The sequence below is a fragment of the Rhodococcus tibetensis genome (assembly GCF_024438035.1).
Lineage (GTDB): Bacteria > Actinomycetota > Actinomycetes > Mycobacteriales > Mycobacteriaceae > Rhodococcus_F > Rhodococcus_F tibetensis.
The window spans coordinates 1-18042 of the sequence record NZ_JANFQF010000024.1 but is presented as its reverse complement, the minus strand read 5'-3'; the positions used below and the strand labels follow the sequence as shown (position 1 = coordinate 18042).

Below are 18042 nucleotides of genomic sequence, written 5' to 3'. Positions count from 1 at the left end.
TCGCGCCGACCGGAGGACTCAGCCGTGACCGCCACCGAGACGGCAGTGCCTCGCCGGCTCAGCCCTCTCGTGCTGCTCAATCTCGCAACCCTGTTCTCCGCCACCGGAAACGGCATCGCGATCGTTGTGCTGCCCTGGCTGGTTCTGGAGCGGACCGGCCGCGCCTCCGACGCCGCGGTGGTCGCAGGCGCGGCCACTCTTCCCCTGCTGCTGTCGAGTCTGTTCGCGGGAACATTCGTCGACCTGTTCGGCCGGCGCCGCACCTCGATCATCTCCGATTGCCTCTCTGCGCTCTCCGCTGCCGCTATCCCCGTCGTGGCGAATACCGCGGGCCTGTCCGTCCTGATCATCGCCGTCCTCGCGGCGGTCGGCGCCGCGTTCGATCCGGCAGGCATCGCCGCCAGAGAATCGATGCTGCCCGCCGCCACCACGTCGGCCGGGTGGTCGCTCGACCGGATGAACAGCCTCTACGAGGCCAATTACAACGTGGCGTACCTGGTCGGACCCGGCATCGGCGGCGTTCTGATCGCCACAGTGGGCGCCGAGAACACATTGTGGGTGACCGCTCTCGGTTTCGTGTTGTCCATTGTCACCATCACCTTCCTCCGGCTCGAGAATGCCGGCCGGCCCGACACCTCGTCACGGCCGACCTCCCTCTGGCGCGGCACCGTCGAGGGCCTGAAGTTCGTGTGGCACAACCGTCTTCTGCGCACTATCGCCTTGGTCGACATGGCGGTAGTGGCGCTGTACCTGCCCGTCGAGTCCGTCGTGTTCCCGGTGTACTTCACCGAACTCGACAAACCCGCGCAACTGGGTTCCGTGCTGATGGCACTGAGCGTAGGCGGAGTCGTGGGCGCCCTGGCATACGGACCGCTCTCCCCGTACGTATCGAGACGAGCCATCATGATCGTCGCGGTGATCGTCCTGGGCGCCGCAATGGTGGCCATGGCTTTCCTGCCACCATTGTGGGCTATCCTCGCGCTGGCCCTGCTGCAGGGCCTCGTGTTCGGTCCGGTCGGCCCGATCGCCAACTACGCCATGCAAACTCGGAGTCCCGAGCACATGCGCGGGCGGATCACGGGGGTCATGACGTCCACCGCGTACGCTGCCGGTCCGCTGGGGTATCTGCTCGCCGGGCCGATGATCGACGCCTGGGGCATCCAGCCCGCGTTCTTCGTTCTCGCCGTCCCGGTACTCGTCCTCGGTGTCGTCTGCTGCGCGTTTCCCGTCCTGAAGGAACTCGATGCCCCCGTGACAGTCAGCTGAAGCCCATCACCTCGTTGCCCCAGGCCAGACGCATGTCACGGTCCGGGTCCTTCACGAGGGTGTCGGAGCTGTCGATCAACAACGTCGCGCGAGTGTCCTCGTCGTACGGCGCCCAGTGTTTCGACCCGTCCAACGCCGCCGGAACACTGTGCCGGACGAAGGCGAGCCATCGGCGCTGGACGCGACCCGACACCTCCAGCGCCGTCTTTCGCCCGCCCAGCCAGAACGTGGGATCGACGTTCAGGGTGCCGAAGTTGCCGAACACGTAGGGCAGCTCGGTGGCGTGTCCCGCCCCGATGCGCGCAGCCTTGAGGATCGGGGTCGCGGCATCGAACCGGTACATCCACGTCGGTGAATGGCGACTGTGCGCGTCGGCCACCCACAGGGCGGGCATCCGGAACGCGGCGTCGCGGGACATCGCCAGCGCACCCCGTGATTTTCCGCGGTCCGGGTAGGCGGCCAGGATGTCGGCGAGCCGGTTGGCGGGGAGGTCGGGATGGTCGGCGGCGATGGCACGGAGCATCTCCTGCACCGAATCGGACGTTACCGGGAGCAAGGGCGACTTCATCAACTTGAACAGCGAGGACTCGTCCTTGTTGGACCCGATGATGAGGGGAATACGGTGGGAGTAGCCCTTCTGGAACGCCGCCACCGGGTACCGCGGCAGGAAGTCGCGGTCGACGACGGGTGCCATGGCAAGCGTGCCGGGGATCTTGGTGGGCACCTCGTTGACCAGAGTGTCGCTGGCCTCGATGATCCGGTCGTACGGAAGGCGGAGCAGAGTGGCGGACTCTTCCGGCTCCAGCCCCACGATGTCGAGGAATTGCCGGGCCACCGTGGCGGCGCGCTCGCTCCCGTAAACGGAGGTCGCCGGTGGGCTTTGCGCGATTGCGCGGTGAAACAGTCCTTCCGCGGTCGGACAGGTCATCAGTGTGGTGATCGAGCCGGCGCCGGACGACTCGCCGAACACTGTCACCTCGTCCGGATCCCCGCCGAAGGCCGAGATGTTGTCACGCACCCATGCCAACGCCGCGACTTGATCGCGCAACCCGATGTTCGTCTCGAACTCGTGCTCGGCCGAGGAGAACGACGACAAGTCGAGGAAGCCGAGCGCACCCACCCGGTAGTTGAACGACACCACCACCACGTCCCCGACGGTGGACAGGATGCGCCCGTCATAGATGCTCTGCGCCGCCGTTCCCAAGCAGTAAGCACCCCCGTGTATCCACACCATCACCGGCCGTGGTGTGCCATCCGGTTCCGGGGCCCACACGTTGATCGAGAGGCAGTCCTCGTCCATATCGAGTCCCGCGTCGATAGGCACGGCAGTGCCGTGTCCCTGCGGCGCCATGGGTCCGAAGGTGGCGCAGTCACGCACACCCGTCCACTGTGGCGGCGAGACGGGAGCCCGGAAGCGCAGTGCGCCGACGGGGGCGGCCGCGAACGGGATGCCCTTCCATGCGTAGACGTCGCCGTCGGCATGCCCGCATACCGCGCCGTCGCGGGCGCGGACGACCAGCGTGTCGCCGGACTTCTCGACTTCCACGACTGAATCTCCTCACCGGGAATCTCCGGCCAAGGTACCAACGATGTACAGGGACGTCCGGGTGAAGGGCTTTTCCACTCTCCTGGGGGCCGGTGCTAGGGTCGGCTTGTTCTGACACGGGGTGCTCCGCACGGGCGGGGCTGAGATCACACCCGGGAACCTGCTCAGGTAATGCTGACGAAGGGATGTCATCGTAGTGAACAGCTCTGTCCATAGTGCCGCCGTCGTGGGCCGGCACACCCGATTCACGGACCACTTGTGGGACCGCACCAAGGTGTTACGGGAAGCGATCGACGAGCTCGAATTCCTCCGCCGTCTCGGTGACGGCACGCTTCCACTGGACGTGTTCCGCACGTACATCGAGCAGGACTTGCTGTACCTCACCGGGTACGCGAAAGCCCTGTCATTGGTGGCCGCGCATGCCCCGGACCCGGTCGCGGCCGGATTCTGGGCCAACTCCGCCGCCACGGCTGCCACCGTCGAGGCCAGCTTGCACCAGAATCTGCTCAGTGGTGGGAAGTTGCCCGCATCGGATGCTCAGCCGCAGCATTCGCAGGCGTGCCTCGGGTACGTCTCCTATCTGACGGCCGTCGCCGCCACCGAGCCGTATCCGGTTGCCGCGGCTGCGGTACTCCCCTGCTTCTGGATCTATGCCGACGTGGGACGGCGACTCGCCGCGAGCGCCCGCGAGGTGCTCTCCGCGGATCCGTCGCATCCCTACGCCCAGTGGGTGACCACGTACGACGCCGAGGAGTTCCACGTAGCCGTGGCCACCGCCCGCGAACTGGTGGACGCTGCCGCCGATGCCGCCACCGAAGCGCAACGTGAGGCCATGGTCGAGGCGTTCGTCGTCGCCAGCCGGTACGAACTCCTGTTCTGGGATACCGCGCTGAACGAGCAGAAGTGGCCGAAGTCGTGAGGTTCTTCGCGCGCACGAAGCGCGCCGCCACGGCAGCCATCGTCCTCGTCTCCGCCCTCTCGGTGCTGTCCGGGTGCGCGAACAACGGGTCGTCGGACGACACCATCCGGTTCGCCCTCGACTGGACGCCCAACACCAACCACACGGGTTTGTCCGTCGCCCTCGAACAGGGGTACTTCGCCGACGCCGGACTCGACGTGGAGGTTCTGCCGTACAACGACACGTCGCCCGACACGCTCGTCGACGCCGGGAACGCGGAGTTCGGTGTGAGCTTCCAGAGTTCGGCGACGTTCTCCAAGGCTGCGGGTGCCCAGACGAAGTCCGTGCTCGCGCCCCTGCAGCACTGGGCCACGGGCATCGCGGTCAAGGCCGACCGCGCAGACATCACCCGGCCCAGGGATCTGGACGGCAAGATTTACGCCGGCTTCGCCGACCCCGACGGTGAAGCGACGCTGAAACAGATCATCCGCAACGACGGCGGCAAGGGTGAGTTCACCACGGTCACCCTCGGCACGTCCGCGTACGAGGCGGTCTACTCCGGCACCGCCGACTTCACCGTGTCGTTCTTCGCCTGGGAAGGCATCGAGGCCGAGCACCAGGGAACGCCGATGCGGTACTTCCACTACACGGACTTCGGTTTTCCCGACGCGTATGCGCTCGTGATCGAGGGCAACGAAGGATGGATGGCCGACCACCCCGAGGAGGCACGGAAGTTCGTCCAGGCACTGCAGCGGGGTTACCAGTTCGCGGCCGAGCAGCCCGATCAGGCCGCGCAGATGCTGATCGACGCCAATCCCGGTGCGTTCCCGGACGAGTCGTTGGTGCGGGAGAGCCAGCAGATGCTCTCGTCCCAGTACATGGTGGATGCCGCCGGAACCGTCGGTACCCAGACCACCGAGAAGTGGGCAGGGTACTCGGGATTCCTGTTCGAGCACGGCTTGCTGACCGGACCCGACGGAGCGCCGTTGACCGCCGAGCCCGACTGGTCGACGTATTTCACCAATGAGTACCTCGACACACCCTGAGACGAGTTCCCGCGCGGCGGGGCCGGGGACGTCCTCGGTCCTGCGGCGGGGACTCCCCGCGCTGGTGGTCGTCGTGGCACTGGTGCTCGCCTGGCAGGTCTATGTGAGCGTCAGCGGGATCCGTCCGCAAGTGCTGCCGTCGCCGCTACGCGTCGTCGCGCAGGGGTGGCGCGCCCGGGACATCATCGCGGGACACGCCTCGGCCACCCTGCAGGTCACGATCATCGGCTTTGCCGTATCTCTGCTGTGCGCCTGGGCACTCGCGGTTCTGGTCGATTTCTCTCCGTGGCTGCGGCGCGCATTCGTGCCGTTGTTCGTGGTGTCGCAGACGCTGCCCATCATCGCGATCGCACCACTCATGATCATCTGGTTCGGCTTCGGTCTGCTGCCCAAGGTGCTCGTCATCGCGCTCGCCACATTCTTCCCGATGACGATCGGCCTGATCGAAGGTTTCGCAGCGGCCGATCGGGAAGCCGGGTCACTGCTGCGCAGCATGGGAGCGTCCCGGTGGCAGGAGTTCCGCTACCTCCGGCTGCCGTCGGCGATCCCACGCTTCTTCACGGCCCTGCGCATCGGCATCACCTACGCCGTCGTGGGAGCGGTGTTCGCCGAATACGTTGGTGCCACCTCGGGTCTGGGCATCTACATGGCCACCCAGAAGAACTCGTTCCGGACCGACCTGGTTCTGGCCGCGGTGTTGGTGACTGCGGTGATCAGTGTCAGCCTCTACCTGGTCACCTTCGCGGTCGAACGTGCCGTCGCGCCGTGGATCGCTGCCGAGAGGGGCCGCAATGACTGACGACGCGCGGGTCGAACTGTCCGGGCTGTCCAAGGCATTCCCCGTCCGCGGGGGCGTTCGGCCCGTTCTCGACAACGTCTCTTTCACCGTCGAGCCGGGCGAGTTCGTGTCGGTCATCGGACCGAGTGGGTGCGGGAAGAGCACGGCGTTCGCGATGCTCGCCGGCCTCGACCGACCCGACTCGGGAACCGTCACGATCGGCGGTACGCCCGTGCCCGCGGCCGGTGGCGGTTCCGCACAGTGTGCCTACATGCCGCAGAAGGATCTCCTCTTCCCGTGGCGCACCGTCCTCGACAACACCACCCTCGGCCTGGAGGTGCAGGGCATGCCCCGGCGCGATGCACGGAAGCGCGCCCGCGCCCTCTTCCCCGTATTCGGCCTCGCCGGGTTCGAGGACGCGCGACCCAGCCAGTTGTCGGGTGGGATGCGGCAACGCGCCGCGATGCTCCGCACCGTCGTGCAGGAACGTCCCGTCCTCCTCCTCGACGAACCGTTCGGTGCCCTGGATTCGTTGACCCGCACCGAGATGCAGGCCTGGTTGCAGGAAGTCTGGCAGCGCTATCGGTGGACGGTACTGATGATCACCCACGACATTCGTGAGGCCGTGTACCTATCGGACCGGGTGGTCGTGCTCTCCGCACGACCCGCCACCGTCCGACGCGAAGTGTCCGTGGATCTGCCACGGCCCCGGGAGCTGTCGATGATGACCTCCCCCGAGTTCGCGGATGTCGAACACGAACTCCTCGAGGTCTTGCACGAGGAGTCGAAGCGCGCGCTCGTAGAGCAGGAGTCGCGGCGCGGCTGACCACGCCGCGTCACCAGCTCACAGCAGCATTACTTCACCACGAGCGCCTTCTCCAGTTCGGCGAGGGCCGTTTCGAGATGGATCAGAATTCGCTGCAGGCTCGGCACCGACCGTCTGCATCCCACCACCCCGAAGTCGAGATTGTCACCGTTGTTGGTGAGGGTGATGTTGAGGGCCTGCCCGTCCAACACCACCGACGTCGGGTAGAGGCCGTCGAGACGGGAACCGTTCCAGTACATCGTCTTCCGCGGACCGGGAACGTTGGAGATGATCACGTTGAACGGTGGGGGCGTGAGGCGCACGAAGCCCGGAACCGGGGTCAGGGCGATCGGCGACATGTTCACCGCCGACCACGCGAGGGCCTGCATCGGCGTGAGGCTGCTGAACAGTTCCTTCCCCTGGGACATGGACGCCGAGATGGCCGACAGCCGATCGGCCGGGTCCTCGATGTCCGTCGCCAGATTGCACAGCGTGACCCCGACGGAGTTGCCCCCGGCGTCCGCCTTCTTCTCGTCGCGCAAGGAGACGGGAACCATCGCGATGAGCGGCGCGTCCGGCAAGCCGTCCTGCTCGGTCAGGTAGTGGCGCAACGCTCCCGCGCACATGGCGAGCACGACGTCGTTGACACTGACCCCCACTGCCTTGCGCACGGCATTGACGCGCTCGAGCGGCCACGACTGGGCGGCAAAGCGCCGCGCGCCACCGATCGGGACGTTGAGCATCGTCTTGGGTGCCTCGTACGGAAACTTCATGTCGTGCTGCCCCAGCGCAGTGCGGGCGATGCGCAGGGTCGCGGGTGCGAGACCGGCCACCTCACCGGCCGCGCGGCGCAGACCGCCGAGCACCGATCCGAGGTCGGGACCGCCACCGCCGTCCCGATGGGCTTCCCGGCGGGGCAGGTTCCACGGCGGCGGCGCATCACGCACGGTGGGGTCGGTGGTCAGGGTGCGCTGCAGCAACCGGAGCCCGGATACGCCGTCCATCAGCGAATGATGGAACTTGGTGTAGATCGCGAACCGCCCGTCGCTGAGTCCCTCGATCACGTACATCTCCCACAGGGGGCGGTGACGATCGAGGAGCGTGCCGTGCAACCGCGAGGTGAGCGTGAGCAACTCCCGCACCCGGCACGGCGCCGGCAGCGCCGAATGACGAACGTGGTACTCGAGATCGACATCGCCCTCGTCTGCCCACCACAGGTTGCCGACACTGCCGACGGGCCCCTGTGGCTTCTTACGGAACGTGGAGTCGACGGTCGTGTGCGACAGCATCGCCTCGAGCATCGTCTTGACGTAGTCGGGCCCGGCATCCTCGGGTGGTGTGAACAACTCGAGCGACCCGACATGCATCGGATGCTCCCTCGATTCGCCTAACAGGAATATCGAATCGGTAACCGGCATGATCCCCACCTGGACGTTCACCCCCGCTCGGTCACTATCCCATTACGACTTTCCTGTGGATGGTACGTCGGGCGTAGCGTCCGTGCGCACAACTCCGATATAGATCGTACGGCGCGAATGAGGTGACGCCACCCACGCTGCGTCATGGGTACCGAAGACCGAAGGAGGCAGGCCATGAGCACTGCAACTGCGGAATTCTGCCCCACACCGCTACCACTGACCCGGCGCGAGTTCGTCGGGGCCAGCCTGCAGTCCGCCGCCCTCGCGCACACCCTGCGGCGCACCGTCCGGCCCTTCCTCGACGGCTGGGCCCGGTACCCCGAATTGCCCTGGCCAACCGGGGTGGTCGACTACCTCGGGTACTCCCTCGGCCCCGTCCGTGGGACCCAGCGGAGGCCGATCCGGCTCCCGCACTGCCGCGCCGAGTGGATCCGGCCCGCCGGTGAACTCGGTAACCGGGCCATTCTGTACCTGCACGGCGGCGCGTTCCTGTGCTGCGGAATCAATTCGCACCGGCAGATGGTGTCTCGCATTTCCGCCGAATCCCAGGCGTCCACCTTGAACGTGGCCTACCGCATGATCCCCCAGAACCCTATTCGCGCGGCCGTCGACGACGGGGTCGACGGCTACCGATGGCTGCTCGCACACGGCTACACCGCCGATCGGATCGTCATCGCGGGTGACTCCGCGGGTGGGTTCCTGACATTCATGGTGACGCTCGAAGCGCTACGGCAGGGACTCCCCCGCCCCGCAGCCGATGTCGCGCTGTCGCCGCTGACCGACCTCGATCCCGTCAACAAGCTGGCGCATCCCAACGCCGACCTGTGCGCGGTGTTCCCTCGGCGTGCGGTCGGAGCGCTGTCCACGCTCATCGAACGCCTCGACACACGCGGCGGGCACGAACCGTCCACGTCCCCCGTGGACGGCGACCTCGCCGCGATGCCGCCCGCGCTGATTCAGACCGGTTCGCACGAAATGGTGTACGTCGACGCAGAGTTGATGTCGCAACGACTCTCCCAGGCGGGTGTCCCCTGCGAACTGCAGATCTGGGAGCGCCAGGTTCACGTCTTCCAGGCCGCTGCGGGGCTCCTCCCCGAGGGCAGACGGGCGATACGGGAAATCGGTCGTTTCATTCGTGAGTCCACACCCGTGAGCATTCCTGCACGCTCCATGGTTGATGAGTGCGCACGGGTCAGCTAGTGAAGAAAGGTCGATACCGCTCACGAAGCGAAGAGGAGGGCGGACGCAGCGACAGCCACCCCGGCTCGTGCGGACAGTGGCGTGCTGCGGAAGAACTTCTCGAGTAAAGACATCATTACCCCCGGTCGGCGCGGTATGGACACCGATGGATCGTGGTCGCGGAGGCTGTACCGGGCAAGGGTTATCCTCAGCGTGCACCGAACCCGGCAACTATCGAGCGAACCCTTCGACTGCCCTCGGCGGGCGTACACGTGCGGCGTCCCAGCGGGACGCCCTCTATGGTGGACGCATTTGGACGCCGACGACAGGTAGCGAATGGACGACAGAACCGTAGCGATCGGGGCACTCGCGATTGCCACTGTATCCGCGGTCTCGGGCCTGATGGTGGGCGCTGCGGGCGGGGTCTTCGACAGCACCAACGCGTATGTGGCGCCGCCCCCGCTATCGTCGGAAGGATTGCAGGCTGCCGGCGCATACAGTGCCGAGCCGGCCACCTACCAGGTGTTCGTGCCGCCGACTCCGACGTGGCAGATGGCGGAGCTCACCACACCGCGCGCAGTTCCGGTCACCACCGAGCCCGCCCCCACGACCACCACGTTGCCTCCCGCGGCGGCGCCTCCGCCGCCGGCTCCGGTTGTGACGACGATCGTTCCTCGCCCCACCGTCAGCGTTGCCCCGATCACCCAGCCCCCGGTCACGCGGGCTCCGGTCACCCAGCCCCCGGTCACACGGGCTCCGGTGATTACCACCACCGAGGCTCCGGACGCGCGCATCGCGGCGGGGATCCCCGCACCACCGGCCCCGACCACCTCGACGACGACTCGTCCGGTGATCACCATTCCGCCGGTGACCACACGTCCGCAGCGCTGACGGCTCGGGCGAGTACGAAGGCATGACGTGCGCCTCGCGAAGATTCGCGGTGGTGACAATTCGAGCCGCCTGTAAGGTGGCTTCCCGCCGGATTGGGGGGATCCAACCGGGACCGAGAGTGACCGGCATCGGAGGCTGCGCGTGAATGATGGGTACGACCAACCGTCGAGTGGCGAGAACTTCCAGTCGGAGCGATGGGACCACCGCGCGATCAGAGGCGCAATCGAGGCGATGTCGCCGGCAACATCCGAGACCGTGGCGGCAGCCTGGGACGAGATCGGCCGCCGATTCCAGGACTCGATCACCGCGTTTTCCGACGCCACTCACAGCGCCCTCGCGAGCGGGTGGCGGGGACCCGCCGCCGGCACGGCCGCCTCGGCGATCGACCACTATGTCGCGGGCGCGCAGCTGGCGAGTGACGGTTTCCGCGACGTCGGGGCGGCCCTGCGCGAAGCGATCGCCGGAGCCGAGGCGGTCCGGGGCGCCGTCGGTGAACCCGTCGAGTACGCCACCGACTGGACCCGCGTGATGCCGTGGAATTGGAGCAGTGAAGCCGAATCCGTCGGCGCCGAACAGGCAGCGAAATCCGCGATGGGTTCTGTCTACTCCCCGGCATACCGGACGTCGGGCGAACAGCTCCCCACCCTGAGTGCTCGCACGCCGGACGCCTTGGACATCCCACTCGACTCCGCTTCGACGCACGCGGCCGCCACTGGACAGCCCACCGGATTCGACTACGGCCCCAACGGAATACACGGGATCCCCAGCGACCGTCAGGTAGCAGTAGAAACCACCGACACCGTCTCTCGCAATGAGCAGCGCAAGGGCGAGGGGCTTCACGACGAGGCCACAGACGCGCCCGGACAGCACGACGTGGCCGCCGCCGGCTCGACGTCCGTGGCGACTGCGGCCCTGGCCGGCGCCGTCGGTGGCGGGGTCGCACAGTATGCGCACAGGGTGGTCGCCGCTCACCAGGCGTCGGCCGCCGAGCCTCCCCGGAAACCGGCTACGACAACGCAGGCGGACAACCCCGAGCAGGACCCCGCGGACGTGCCCACCTATCTCGAAAGCATCGACGCGGGGAGTGCGGTCATCGGCCCTCTTCCCCACGTCACCCCGGCTGTGATCGGCCGCTGACCGTGACGCAGTGGACGTTGAGCGCCGGGCAGTTCACGGCGCTGTGGGCGCAAACCGGACAGGACCGCATCCCGTTTCCCTTTCGCGGTGCGAGTCCACTGTCCGATGCCGTCGAGTTCGCGGCCGAGCAGAACCGGATCAGGGCCGAGTTCGACGCTCCCGAGCACGACAACCTCGCGGCTGCGCTCCGAGTTCTCGCCCAGCCGGAACTGCGGATCGAGATCTCGGGTTCACTGGGCGAGAGCAACGACAACCCGATCCGACTGCTCGGGGGCATGGCTCGCGGACATGCGGTCGCCGCCCAGCAACACGCCGGCGCAGAGGTGGTGATCCGCCGCTGCGAACCCTACGACCTCGGCCGCCAGCTGATCGCCCAGCTTCCCGACGTCGATGCCGGTCACGCCCCCGGCGTTGTGTTCCCACGCGAGGAGATGACCGGAAGAGCCGAGCTGTCCGTGCGGGCGCGGGCGGTCACCGAACTCCTCGCGCGGCGCTCGACGAGCCAGGGCACCGTCCTCGTGATCCGGGGTGGGCGGGAATCCTCGCACTCGGTGGGCGGGGTCGCCTGGCGCGACCTCGACGCCGACGGCCGCTACCTCGTGTGGGGCGATACGACGGTGGCGGTGGAGCCGGGCACGTCCTGGGACCTTCTCGGCGCCGTCGATCGCCTCACCGGACGAATCCCCGCCGGGCATCCCGTCTGAGTGTTTCGTCCCCCTCCCGCGCTGCGGTGTCGGCGATCGCGACTACCGTGTAGGGCGAAAGTAGGTGATTCGTGGCCGAGCCGGACGGAGCAGACATGCAGGACTTCGATCTGGACGTCAGCGTGAATCGCGATTGGGCCGAGTTTCAGCGTCGCCTCGCCGACTACCTGGCAGCAATGCGCGACGAGGACCTTCTGGTACTCGAATCGGGGTTCGAGGAACTCGACGAATCTCGTGGACTGATGCCCTGCATCCAGTTCGTCGTGTGGGACGGCGACACGGTGCGCTGCGAGGTGCCATCCAACCACTATCTGCACCCCGACCGCATGCTGTCGGACGCGGAGCAGCAGTACCTCACCGAGCTGGGCTGGAATCGGCCCACCCGCGGTCCGGACGACGAGGCGGACGACGGGTCTCCCGCGTTCTTCGTCGACAAGAAGCAGTCGTGGTCCGATCAGCTCGCCGCGATGACCGTCGCCGCATTCCGGGACGTGTGGGGAGTGACCCATCCGGCGTTCCTCAGCACCGAAACGTCCAGCACAGACCCCGCAGCGGCATTCGATCCCATCGCGGTGCGTCCGCCTCTGGTCACACAGCTCGATCCCACCGCGGCGGTTGTCCCCCGCGACGCGGAGCATCTCCACGAGCTGATCACACTCTCGCTGGTACCGATGCTCGGACTGCTCCCCGAACGCGACCCCGACGGGGATGTTCCGATTCGGATGGGCCACACCATCCTGTTCATCGGCCCACTCGCCGACTCGATGGACGTGCAGCTCTTCGCGCCGCTCATCCACGACATCAGCGACCGCACCCGGGCCGCCGAGGTCACCGCGGACCTCAACCGGACGTGGTCGCGGATCAAGTTCGTCCTGGTGGACGACCGGTTGTCGGCGTTCCTCGAGGTGTCGGGCAATCCCTTCGTTCCGCAACACCTCACCGACAGCTGCAAGGTGTTCTCCGATTTTCTGAGGACCGTCGACGGTGATTTCGCGACCCGATTCGGCGGGCAGTTGTTCTTCCGCCGGGACGACGACGCCGACGAAGAGCCGGCACTTATCGTCGAAACCCGGATGACGGCCGCCGAACTGCCCAACGAACTGCTCACCTTGTTCCATCTCGACCCCGAGGGCGACGGCGGTACCGATGCCGAGGTCGTCGCCGACGTCTGTGGTCACGACCGCGACCTGATCGTCTCGCTGCTCAACACCGGGACCGAGTGGGTCGCGCAGCTGCGCCGGGACGCCGACGAATTCCGTGAGCAGGCCGAGACCGCGATGGCGGAGACCTCCGATTCGCATGCCGATGGCTGGGAGCGAGTGGTTGGGGATCTCCGTGACGCTCTGCGCACGATCGTTCTTCCGCCGCCGCATCCTGCTCCCGAAACGAAGCCCCGGCCGGAGCAGATGGGGCTGTTCAACAACCCGGAAGAGCAGACGCTGTTCGACGACCCCTCGTCCTAGCGCCACCTTTCTGTGATTGGTCCGGTCTACGCGAAAATTGGCGTACTGTCGGCATTATCGGCGCCGCCCAGGTTCCGCTTTCAGGGATGAGTCCATGGCCGACAAATCGCCCCGCAATTCCATGTCCAAGAAGTCGGGTAAGTCGTTGAAGGAAAAGCGCGCCGACAAGAAGATGAAGTCGAACGGGCAGGTCGATCCCGAGATCGTCTCGCACGTCAAGAAGCGCTGACCCTCCCGTGCGCCATTGTGGTGGCTCCCGCTACCACAACGGCGCACCTCTCTGTCTCCGCCGTAGTCGGTAACGCCGGTCACGACCGGAACGACTAGCACTTCGGATGCTCACGCACCGAGTGAGCGCCTGCGACACGAGGGTGGGGGCACATGGGGGACGCGGCGGGCAACAGACGCGCAGAGGGCTGGACCAACGCATTGGTGATCGTATCGATCATGGCCGGTGGGGTGATCGTTGCGGGACTCCTCGACCGCGGATCCGGCACCAGCGAAGGGCCCGGCTCGGACCAGCAAGTCGCTGCGGACGCCACCTCGTCGTATGTCACGCCCGAAGTCGAGTACCCGGTCGAGATTCCCGGATGTGCCACCGTGGAGGCGCCGTCCGAGAGCAGGTACATCGGCGTGTCCGTCGTCGGCGAGCAGAGTTACGACAATCCGCGGTATCCGTGGTTTTCGGCGGTCAAAGCGTCAGCCATGACGGCGGCGGTGCTTGATGCTCTCCCGGACGAGGTCGAGGTTCGCTTCGCCAGTCCCGCCGAGACTTTGCTCTTCGAGCCCATCCCCGAGTACGACCGGTCCGACCCAGCCGTGGCCGACCTCGATCTCGGTGGTGCGACGAGCGCACGCGGAACCCTTCTGCGCGGACCGGATGTCGGCACCCTCAGCGTGTCCGTCAGCCAATCGCACGCGCCGATACCACCCTGCGTCGCGGGACAACTCGACAGTCGCACCACCTCAGCCGATGGCACCGTCCTGGACGCGCAGGACACCTGGAGCGAGTACGACGGCAAGCGGACTCTCTCCCGCAGGGTTTCCGGGTACTTGCCGGACGGCACCCGCGTCGACGCCTCTGCCTCCGACGAAGATTCCTCGGCGGCAGACCTGTCCACCCGCTACGGCGGGACCGTCCCTCTGACGATCGACGAGCTCGTCGCCATCGTCCTGCGCCCGGAACTTCGGGTGAGCACTCCGGTTCCGGCGGGCACCCTGCCCCCGCCGCCCTCGTGTGGCTTCGGGTCGGACACCGACGATGCCGCGCCGGCCGTGAGCCGGAGCGATGTCGAGCGGCTCAACCGCGTACTCGACGACCTTTGGCGCGGTCAGGCGTTCGTCTCGTCGAGACCGCTCGGATCGCTGCAACTCGCGGACTACAGCGACACGTCTCTGTGTGAACAGATCGACATCACGACGCCGGGATCTACTGGCACACTGCATATTTCGATCAGCGGTGGTCATGTAGTACCGCCACTACAGGACAAGTACGACCCGTCCTACGACCCCGACATTGCCGACGCAACCCGGCTGCCCGACGGATCGGTGGTCCAACGCCGTGATGCGACTCGATTGCCCGTTGCCCTCGACGGCTCCGGCGCCGGTGAGAACGTCCATGAGGTCACCGTTACGCGTCCGTCGGGAACGCAGGTGACGATCCGCTCGGAGTCGGTGCTCCCCCAGGCTCCACTTCCTTTCGAAGTTCTCGAATTCATTGCCACCGCTTCCGGACTGGAGCTGTGAGCGATATGACCATCGACACGAGCACCCGCACGCTGCTGCTCGCCGCGCTGACCGCGGTCGTGACGGTGGCGGGCGCCGTCACCGTGGTGGCTACGCACGGTGCAGACACCCAGCCCGGCACCGCCGCACCCGAATCCTCGGATTCGAGCGCAACCGGAGAAGTGTCGGTAGCGTCACCGGATGCGCCGGACAGCGAGTGGACTCTCGACGCGGCGGCCACGTTCGGCCGTCAGTTCGCCGTGTTCCGCAGTCCCGCGTACGAGACGGATTTCGACTCCGGCCAGCCCGGTTTCCTGAACGGGGGCGAAATACTGGTCACCATGATCGGACTCGTGAACCAGGAGACGGGTGGGTTGAATCAGACCGAATTGGTGGGCGTCGACAGTTCCGACGGTTCCGTGCGGTGGAAGACACCGATCGACAACCTCGGCACGTGCGCCGAGGCGGCCCTCGACGGCAAAGTCGTCTGCTATTCCAGTCCGTACGAAGGCGCACAGACGTTCTCGGCGATCGATATCGGCACCGGCGAAGTGACGGAAACCGCCCGTGCGCCCGAGGATTGGTGGATATTGGGGATTACGGTATCCGGGGATCGGCTCTTCGTGCTCGAGGGTGACCCCGAATCCGATGACATCGAGGTGCATAGTGGCTCACCGAGTGACCCGGACGCAAACTGGTCGCAGCGGTTCGACCTCGGTGCCGCCTGGGAGGAGGCCTTCGGCCGGATCATGACGACGGAGCACGGTCACGGTGTGCTCGAACTGGGCGGTGAGGTGGCGGGATTCGACCTCGACAACGGGCGGCCGACGTTCACTCGCGGCCTCCCCGACTGTTCGTCGGCGGCGCATGCCACCGAGGGTGGGGTGGTCGTGCGTGTTCACAGCGACTGCAACCTCGGCGAGGTACTCGGTTCGGAAGCGATCGATCGCACCGGTCGCGTCATCGCCTCCACTACGAACGAGGCAGCGCACACCTTGGTGATCGACCGCCCCACCGACGATTCGACGCCCCTCCTCCTCGGTGACGGCGGCTACGACCGCATCCGCGGGGAGCGATTGTGGACGAGCGCCGCCCTGCTGTCGCGACCCGAAACCGATTCACCCGAATCTTCTGATTCCGCGCGCGGCACGGCGGTCGCAGTTCTCGGTGATGTCGCGTTGCTGCGTGACCCGGCAGGCGGGACCGAGTCGGGTCTCGACCTACGGACCGGAGAAATTCTGTGGGAGGAGGAATTCGACGACGCCGGCAACATCGCCGCGGCCGAAGGTTCCATCGTCATCGACCTGGCTGGCGACACGCTGCGCGGCAAGGACATTCGCACGGGCGAGAACGTGTGGACTCTGCCGCTGAAGTCGGTGGTCGACGACGGTGATGCCTGGGACGGCAGCATGGCGCTCGCCGACAGCGACGCCGGATTGGTCTACTCCACGTCACACACGATGGTGTGTTTGAGCCCCTCGGAGTGAGCAGGGCACCTTTTGGCGACCGACGTGCAACCGGGCACCCGACCCGTCGCCTACATTAGGGCACCCATAGTCCCCGAAACGACCCGCACCTTGCCTCCCACCCTCAGTCGACGTGCCGTGTTGTCCCTGAGGTTCGCGACCGTCGCCGGCCTCGCAGTGTCAGCGTGCGGATCGAGTAGCGAAGCCCAGGTCGTCGGACAAGTGGACGGCGAGAAACGGGACCACAAGGTAGAAGCCGATGTTGAACAACACCATCGACGACAGCAATAGTTTCACCGGCGGCGGCAATGCCCGCACCCTGCGCCTACCGCGTCGTGGGGACCAACCGCCACAGTGACGTCACTTCGCGAGTGCGAGCTGCGTGGAGGGGGTCGGTGCGGTCGGACACCTTCCCGTGCCGCGGTCTCACGTCACGGCGTCCGGCGACGGTGAGCCCGAACTCGTCGAACATGGCCAGGAGCTCGTCCCGGCTGCGCAGTCCCAGATGCTCGGCGATGTCGGACAGGACGAGCCAGCCCTCTCCCCCGGGTTCGAGGTGGTCGGTCAGACCCGAGAGAAAGCCGCGGAGCATCTTGCTGTCGGGGTCGTAGATGGCGTACTCGATGGGCGAGGTGGGTTTGGCGGGGATCCACGGCGGGTTGCACACCACCAGCGGTGCACGGCCTTCCGGGAACAGGTCCGCCGCCATCAGCTGCACTCGCTCCGAGTAACCGAGCCGGTCCAGATTTGCACGGGCCGAGGCGAGCGCGTTCGGATCGAGGTCCGTGGCAATCACTTTTTTCACTCCGCGGTGGGCGAGCACCGCCGCGAGCACGCCCGTTCCGGTGCCGATATCGAATGCCTCTTCGATGGACGGCAGCGGGGTGTCCGCCACCAGATCGACGTATTCGCCGCGAATCGGAGAGAACACTCCGTACCCGGGGTGGATGCGGGCGCCCAGGGCGGGAATCTCGACGCCCTTCTTCTGCCACTCGTGGGCACCGATCGCGCCGAGTAGGTCGCGCAGGGTGGTGACGGTGGGCTGCTCGCTCGGTCCGAAGGCCGCCAGCACGGCCTGCCGCACGTCGGGGGCCCGTCGCAACGGGACGGACTGATCGGCGTCGAACGGGACCAGCAGCATTCCGAGAATGCCCGCCCGCCTCGACTGCGTCTGCCGGTGCAGGTGAAAGGCGGTCGCGGGATCGTCCGAGGCCTTGCGCGGTTTGCGGTCGGTCCGCTTCGCGACGGCGACGGACAGTTGCCGGGCGCCTTGAAAGTCGCCGCGCCACAACAGCGCCGTCCCCTCACAGGCGAGACGGTAGGCCTCGTCGGCCGTCATGGTGTCGTCTGCCACCCGAATCTTCTTCGGTGGCCTCGCACCGCTGGTAGACCGCCACACCGCCGAATGCTCGGTGCCGTCCTCGGTCCAGCGGACGAACTCGTGTTCCATGAGGGAGAGCCTAGGCCTACGGCCCGTGCGTCGTTAACGAGTGCAGGGACTCGTGTGCTGTCTCAGGACTTCGTGAACACATCTGTCTCAGGACTTCGTGGACAGTGTGGTCAGTGGTTGGAATGTAGCTGATCGGTCGAGGGTGAGTTCACGGGCGATGGCGTCACCGACCAGGACGGTGACGTCGTCGCCTCGCCAGTGCAGTACCGCTTTCTGATCTCCCCACCGTCTGCCGAGGGAGATCGAGTGGCCGTCGAACTGGACGATGCC

18 protein-coding genes and 1 riboswitch are annotated in these 18042 nt (G+C 66.7%); of the genes, 13 read left to right on the top strand and 5 right to left on the bottom strand.

The window, feature by feature from the left end; all coding sequences use genetic code 11:
- The first annotated feature begins 24 nt into the window (after nucleotides 1–24).
- The gene (locus NOF53_RS23080; protein WP_255973119.1) at nucleotides 25–1266 is read left to right on the top strand and encodes an MFS transporter; all 1242 of its coding nucleotides are present in this window, start codon (nucleotides 25–27) and stop codon (nucleotides 1264–1266) included.
- Here NOF53_RS23080 and NOF53_RS23075 read toward each other — a convergent pair.
- Nucleotides 1259–2812 (bottom strand): carboxylesterase/lipase family protein, encoded by a 1554-nt coding sequence (locus tag NOF53_RS23075; RefSeq protein WP_255973117.1) that lies wholly within the window; start codon nucleotides 2810–2812, stop codon nucleotides 1259–1261. The genes NOF53_RS23080 and NOF53_RS23075 overlap by 8 nt on opposite strands.
- A gap of 107 nt (nucleotides 2813–2919) precedes the next feature.
- Nucleotides 2920–3015, top strand: a riboswitch (TPP riboswitch).
- On the opposite strand from NOF53_RS23075, the gene NOF53_RS23070 reads away from it, so the two are divergent.
- From NOF53_RS23070 to NOF53_RS23055, 4 genes are all read left to right on the top strand, one after another.
- Nucleotides 3009–3731: a TenA family protein gene (locus NOF53_RS23070; protein ID WP_255973115.1), complete on the top strand. Its 723-nt coding sequence runs from the start codon at nucleotides 3009–3011 to the stop codon at nucleotides 3729–3731. It overlaps the preceding riboswitch by 7 nt.
- On the top strand, nucleotides 3728–4756 hold the full coding sequence (locus tag NOF53_RS23065; protein ID WP_374212659.1) for an ABC transporter substrate-binding protein: 1029 nt from the start codon (nucleotides 3728–3730) through the stop codon (nucleotides 4754–4756). The genes NOF53_RS23070 and NOF53_RS23065 overlap by 4 nt, the downstream gene beginning before the upstream one ends.
- Nucleotides 4734–5555: an ABC transporter permease gene (locus NOF53_RS23060; RefSeq protein WP_255973111.1), complete on the top strand. Its 822-nt coding sequence runs from the start codon at nucleotides 4734–4736 to the stop codon at nucleotides 5553–5555. Before NOF53_RS23065 ends, NOF53_RS23060 begins: the two co-directional genes overlap by 23 nt.
- Nucleotides 5548–6360, top strand: a complete 813-nt coding sequence (locus NOF53_RS23055) for an ABC transporter ATP-binding protein (protein ID WP_255973109.1) — start codon at nucleotides 5548–5550, stop codon at nucleotides 6358–6360. The genes NOF53_RS23060 and NOF53_RS23055 overlap by 8 nt, the downstream gene beginning before the upstream one ends.
- A gap of 29 nt (nucleotides 6361–6389) precedes the next feature.
- Here NOF53_RS23055 and NOF53_RS23050 read toward each other — a convergent pair whose 3' ends face one another.
- Nucleotides 6390–7757 (bottom strand): WS/DGAT/MGAT family O-acyltransferase, encoded by a 1368-nt coding sequence (locus NOF53_RS23050; protein ID WP_255973107.1) that lies wholly within the window; start codon nucleotides 7755–7757, stop codon nucleotides 6390–6392.
- A 174-nt stretch (nucleotides 7758–7931) separates the two neighbouring features.
- Between NOF53_RS23050 and NOF53_RS23045 the strand changes: the two genes are divergently transcribed.
- From NOF53_RS23045 to NOF53_RS23010, 8 genes are all read left to right on the top strand, one after another.
- Complete coding sequence (locus NOF53_RS23045) at nucleotides 7932–8957, top strand: alpha/beta hydrolase (RefSeq protein WP_255973105.1); 1026 nt, start codon at nucleotides 7932–7934, stop codon at nucleotides 8955–8957.
- 315 nt (nucleotides 8958–9272) lie between these two features.
- Entirely contained in the window at nucleotides 9273–9827 is a 555-nt protein-coding gene (locus tag NOF53_RS23040) for a hypothetical protein (protein ID WP_255973103.1), read from the top strand.
- Nucleotides 9828–9968: 141 nt separating this feature from the next.
- Nucleotides 9969–10964 carry a hypothetical protein gene (locus NOF53_RS23035; RefSeq protein ID WP_255973101.1) on the top strand — a complete coding sequence of 332 codons (996 nt, stop codon included), beginning with the start codon at nucleotides 9969–9971 and terminating at the stop codon, nucleotides 10962–10964.
- Nucleotides 10965–10966: 2 nt separating this feature from the next.
- On the top strand, nucleotides 10967–11668 hold the full coding sequence (locus NOF53_RS23030; protein WP_255973099.1) for an ESX secretion-associated protein EspG: 702 nt from the start codon (nucleotides 10967–10969) through the stop codon (nucleotides 11666–11668).
- A gap of 71 nt (nucleotides 11669–11739) precedes the next feature.
- On the top strand, nucleotides 11740–13131 hold the full coding sequence (locus NOF53_RS23025; RefSeq protein ID WP_255973097.1) for a T3SS (YopN, CesT) and YbjN peptide-binding chaperone 1: 1392 nt from the start codon (nucleotides 11740–11742) through the stop codon (nucleotides 13129–13131).
- A 94-nt stretch (nucleotides 13132–13225) separates the two neighbouring features.
- Nucleotides 13226–13360, top strand: a complete 135-nt coding sequence (locus NOF53_RS23020) for a hypothetical protein (protein ID WP_255973095.1) — start codon at nucleotides 13226–13228, stop codon at nucleotides 13358–13360.
- Between the two features lie 152 nt (nucleotides 13361–13512).
- Complete coding sequence (locus NOF53_RS23015; protein ID WP_255973093.1) at nucleotides 13513–14877, top strand: hypothetical protein; 1365 nt, start codon at nucleotides 13513–13515, stop codon at nucleotides 14875–14877.
- Nucleotides 14878–14882: 5 nt separating this feature from the next.
- Nucleotides 14883–16343 (top strand): outer membrane protein assembly factor BamB family protein, encoded by a 1461-nt coding sequence (locus NOF53_RS23010; protein ID WP_255973091.1) that lies wholly within the window; start codon nucleotides 14883–14885, stop codon nucleotides 16341–16343.
- A gap of 159 nt (nucleotides 16344–16502) precedes the next feature.
- Here NOF53_RS23010 and NOF53_RS23005 read toward each other — a convergent pair whose 3' ends face one another.
- The 3 genes from NOF53_RS23005 to NOF53_RS22995 all read right to left on the bottom strand — a co-directional run.
- Nucleotides 16503–16631 carry a hypothetical protein gene (locus NOF53_RS23005; protein WP_255973297.1) on the bottom strand — a complete coding sequence of 43 codons (129 nt, stop codon included), beginning with the start codon at nucleotides 16629–16631 and terminating at the stop codon, nucleotides 16503–16505.
- Nucleotides 16632–16647: 16 nt separating this feature from the next.
- Nucleotides 16648–17772, bottom strand: coding sequence for a 50S ribosomal protein L11 methyltransferase (locus NOF53_RS23000; protein WP_255973089.1), 1125 nt, complete (start codon nucleotides 17770–17772; stop codon nucleotides 16648–16650).
- An 87-nt stretch (nucleotides 17773–17859) separates the two neighbouring features.
- On the bottom strand, nucleotides 17860–18042 hold a 183-nt coding region (locus NOF53_RS22995; RefSeq protein ID WP_255967257.1), incomplete at its 5' end, for a hypothetical protein.

Coding starts and splice junctions, on each gene's coding strand:
- NOF53_RS23060 (WP_255973111.1), top strand. CDS start 4,734: ATGAGTACCTCGACACACCCTGAGACGAGTTCCCGCGCGGCGGGGCCG.
- NOF53_RS23055 (WP_255973109.1), top strand. CDS start 5,548: ATGACTGACGACGCGCGGGTCGAACTGTCCGGGCTGTCCAAGGCATTC.
- NOF53_RS23050 (WP_255973107.1), bottom strand. CDS start 7,757: ATGCCGGTTACCGATTCGATATTCCTGTTAGGCGAATCGAGGGAGCAT.
- NOF53_RS23045 (WP_255973105.1), top strand. CDS start 7,932: ATGAGCACTGCAACTGCGGAATTCTGCCCCACACCGCTACCACTGACC.
- NOF53_RS23040 (WP_255973103.1), top strand. CDS start 9,273: ATGGACGACAGAACCGTAGCGATCGGGGCACTCGCGATTGCCACTGTA.
- NOF53_RS23020 (WP_255973095.1), top strand. CDS start 13,226: ATGGCCGACAAATCGCCCCGCAATTCCATGTCCAAGAAGTCGGGTAAG.
- NOF53_RS23015 (WP_255973093.1), top strand. CDS start 13,513: ATGGGGGACGCGGCGGGCAACAGACGCGCAGAGGGCTGGACCAACGCA.
- NOF53_RS23010 (WP_255973091.1), top strand. CDS start 14,883: ATGACCATCGACACGAGCACCCGCACGCTGCTGCTCGCCGCGCTGACC.
- NOF53_RS23000 (WP_255973089.1), bottom strand. CDS start 17,772: ATGGAACACGAGTTCGTCCGCTGGACCGAGGACGGCACCGAGCATTCG.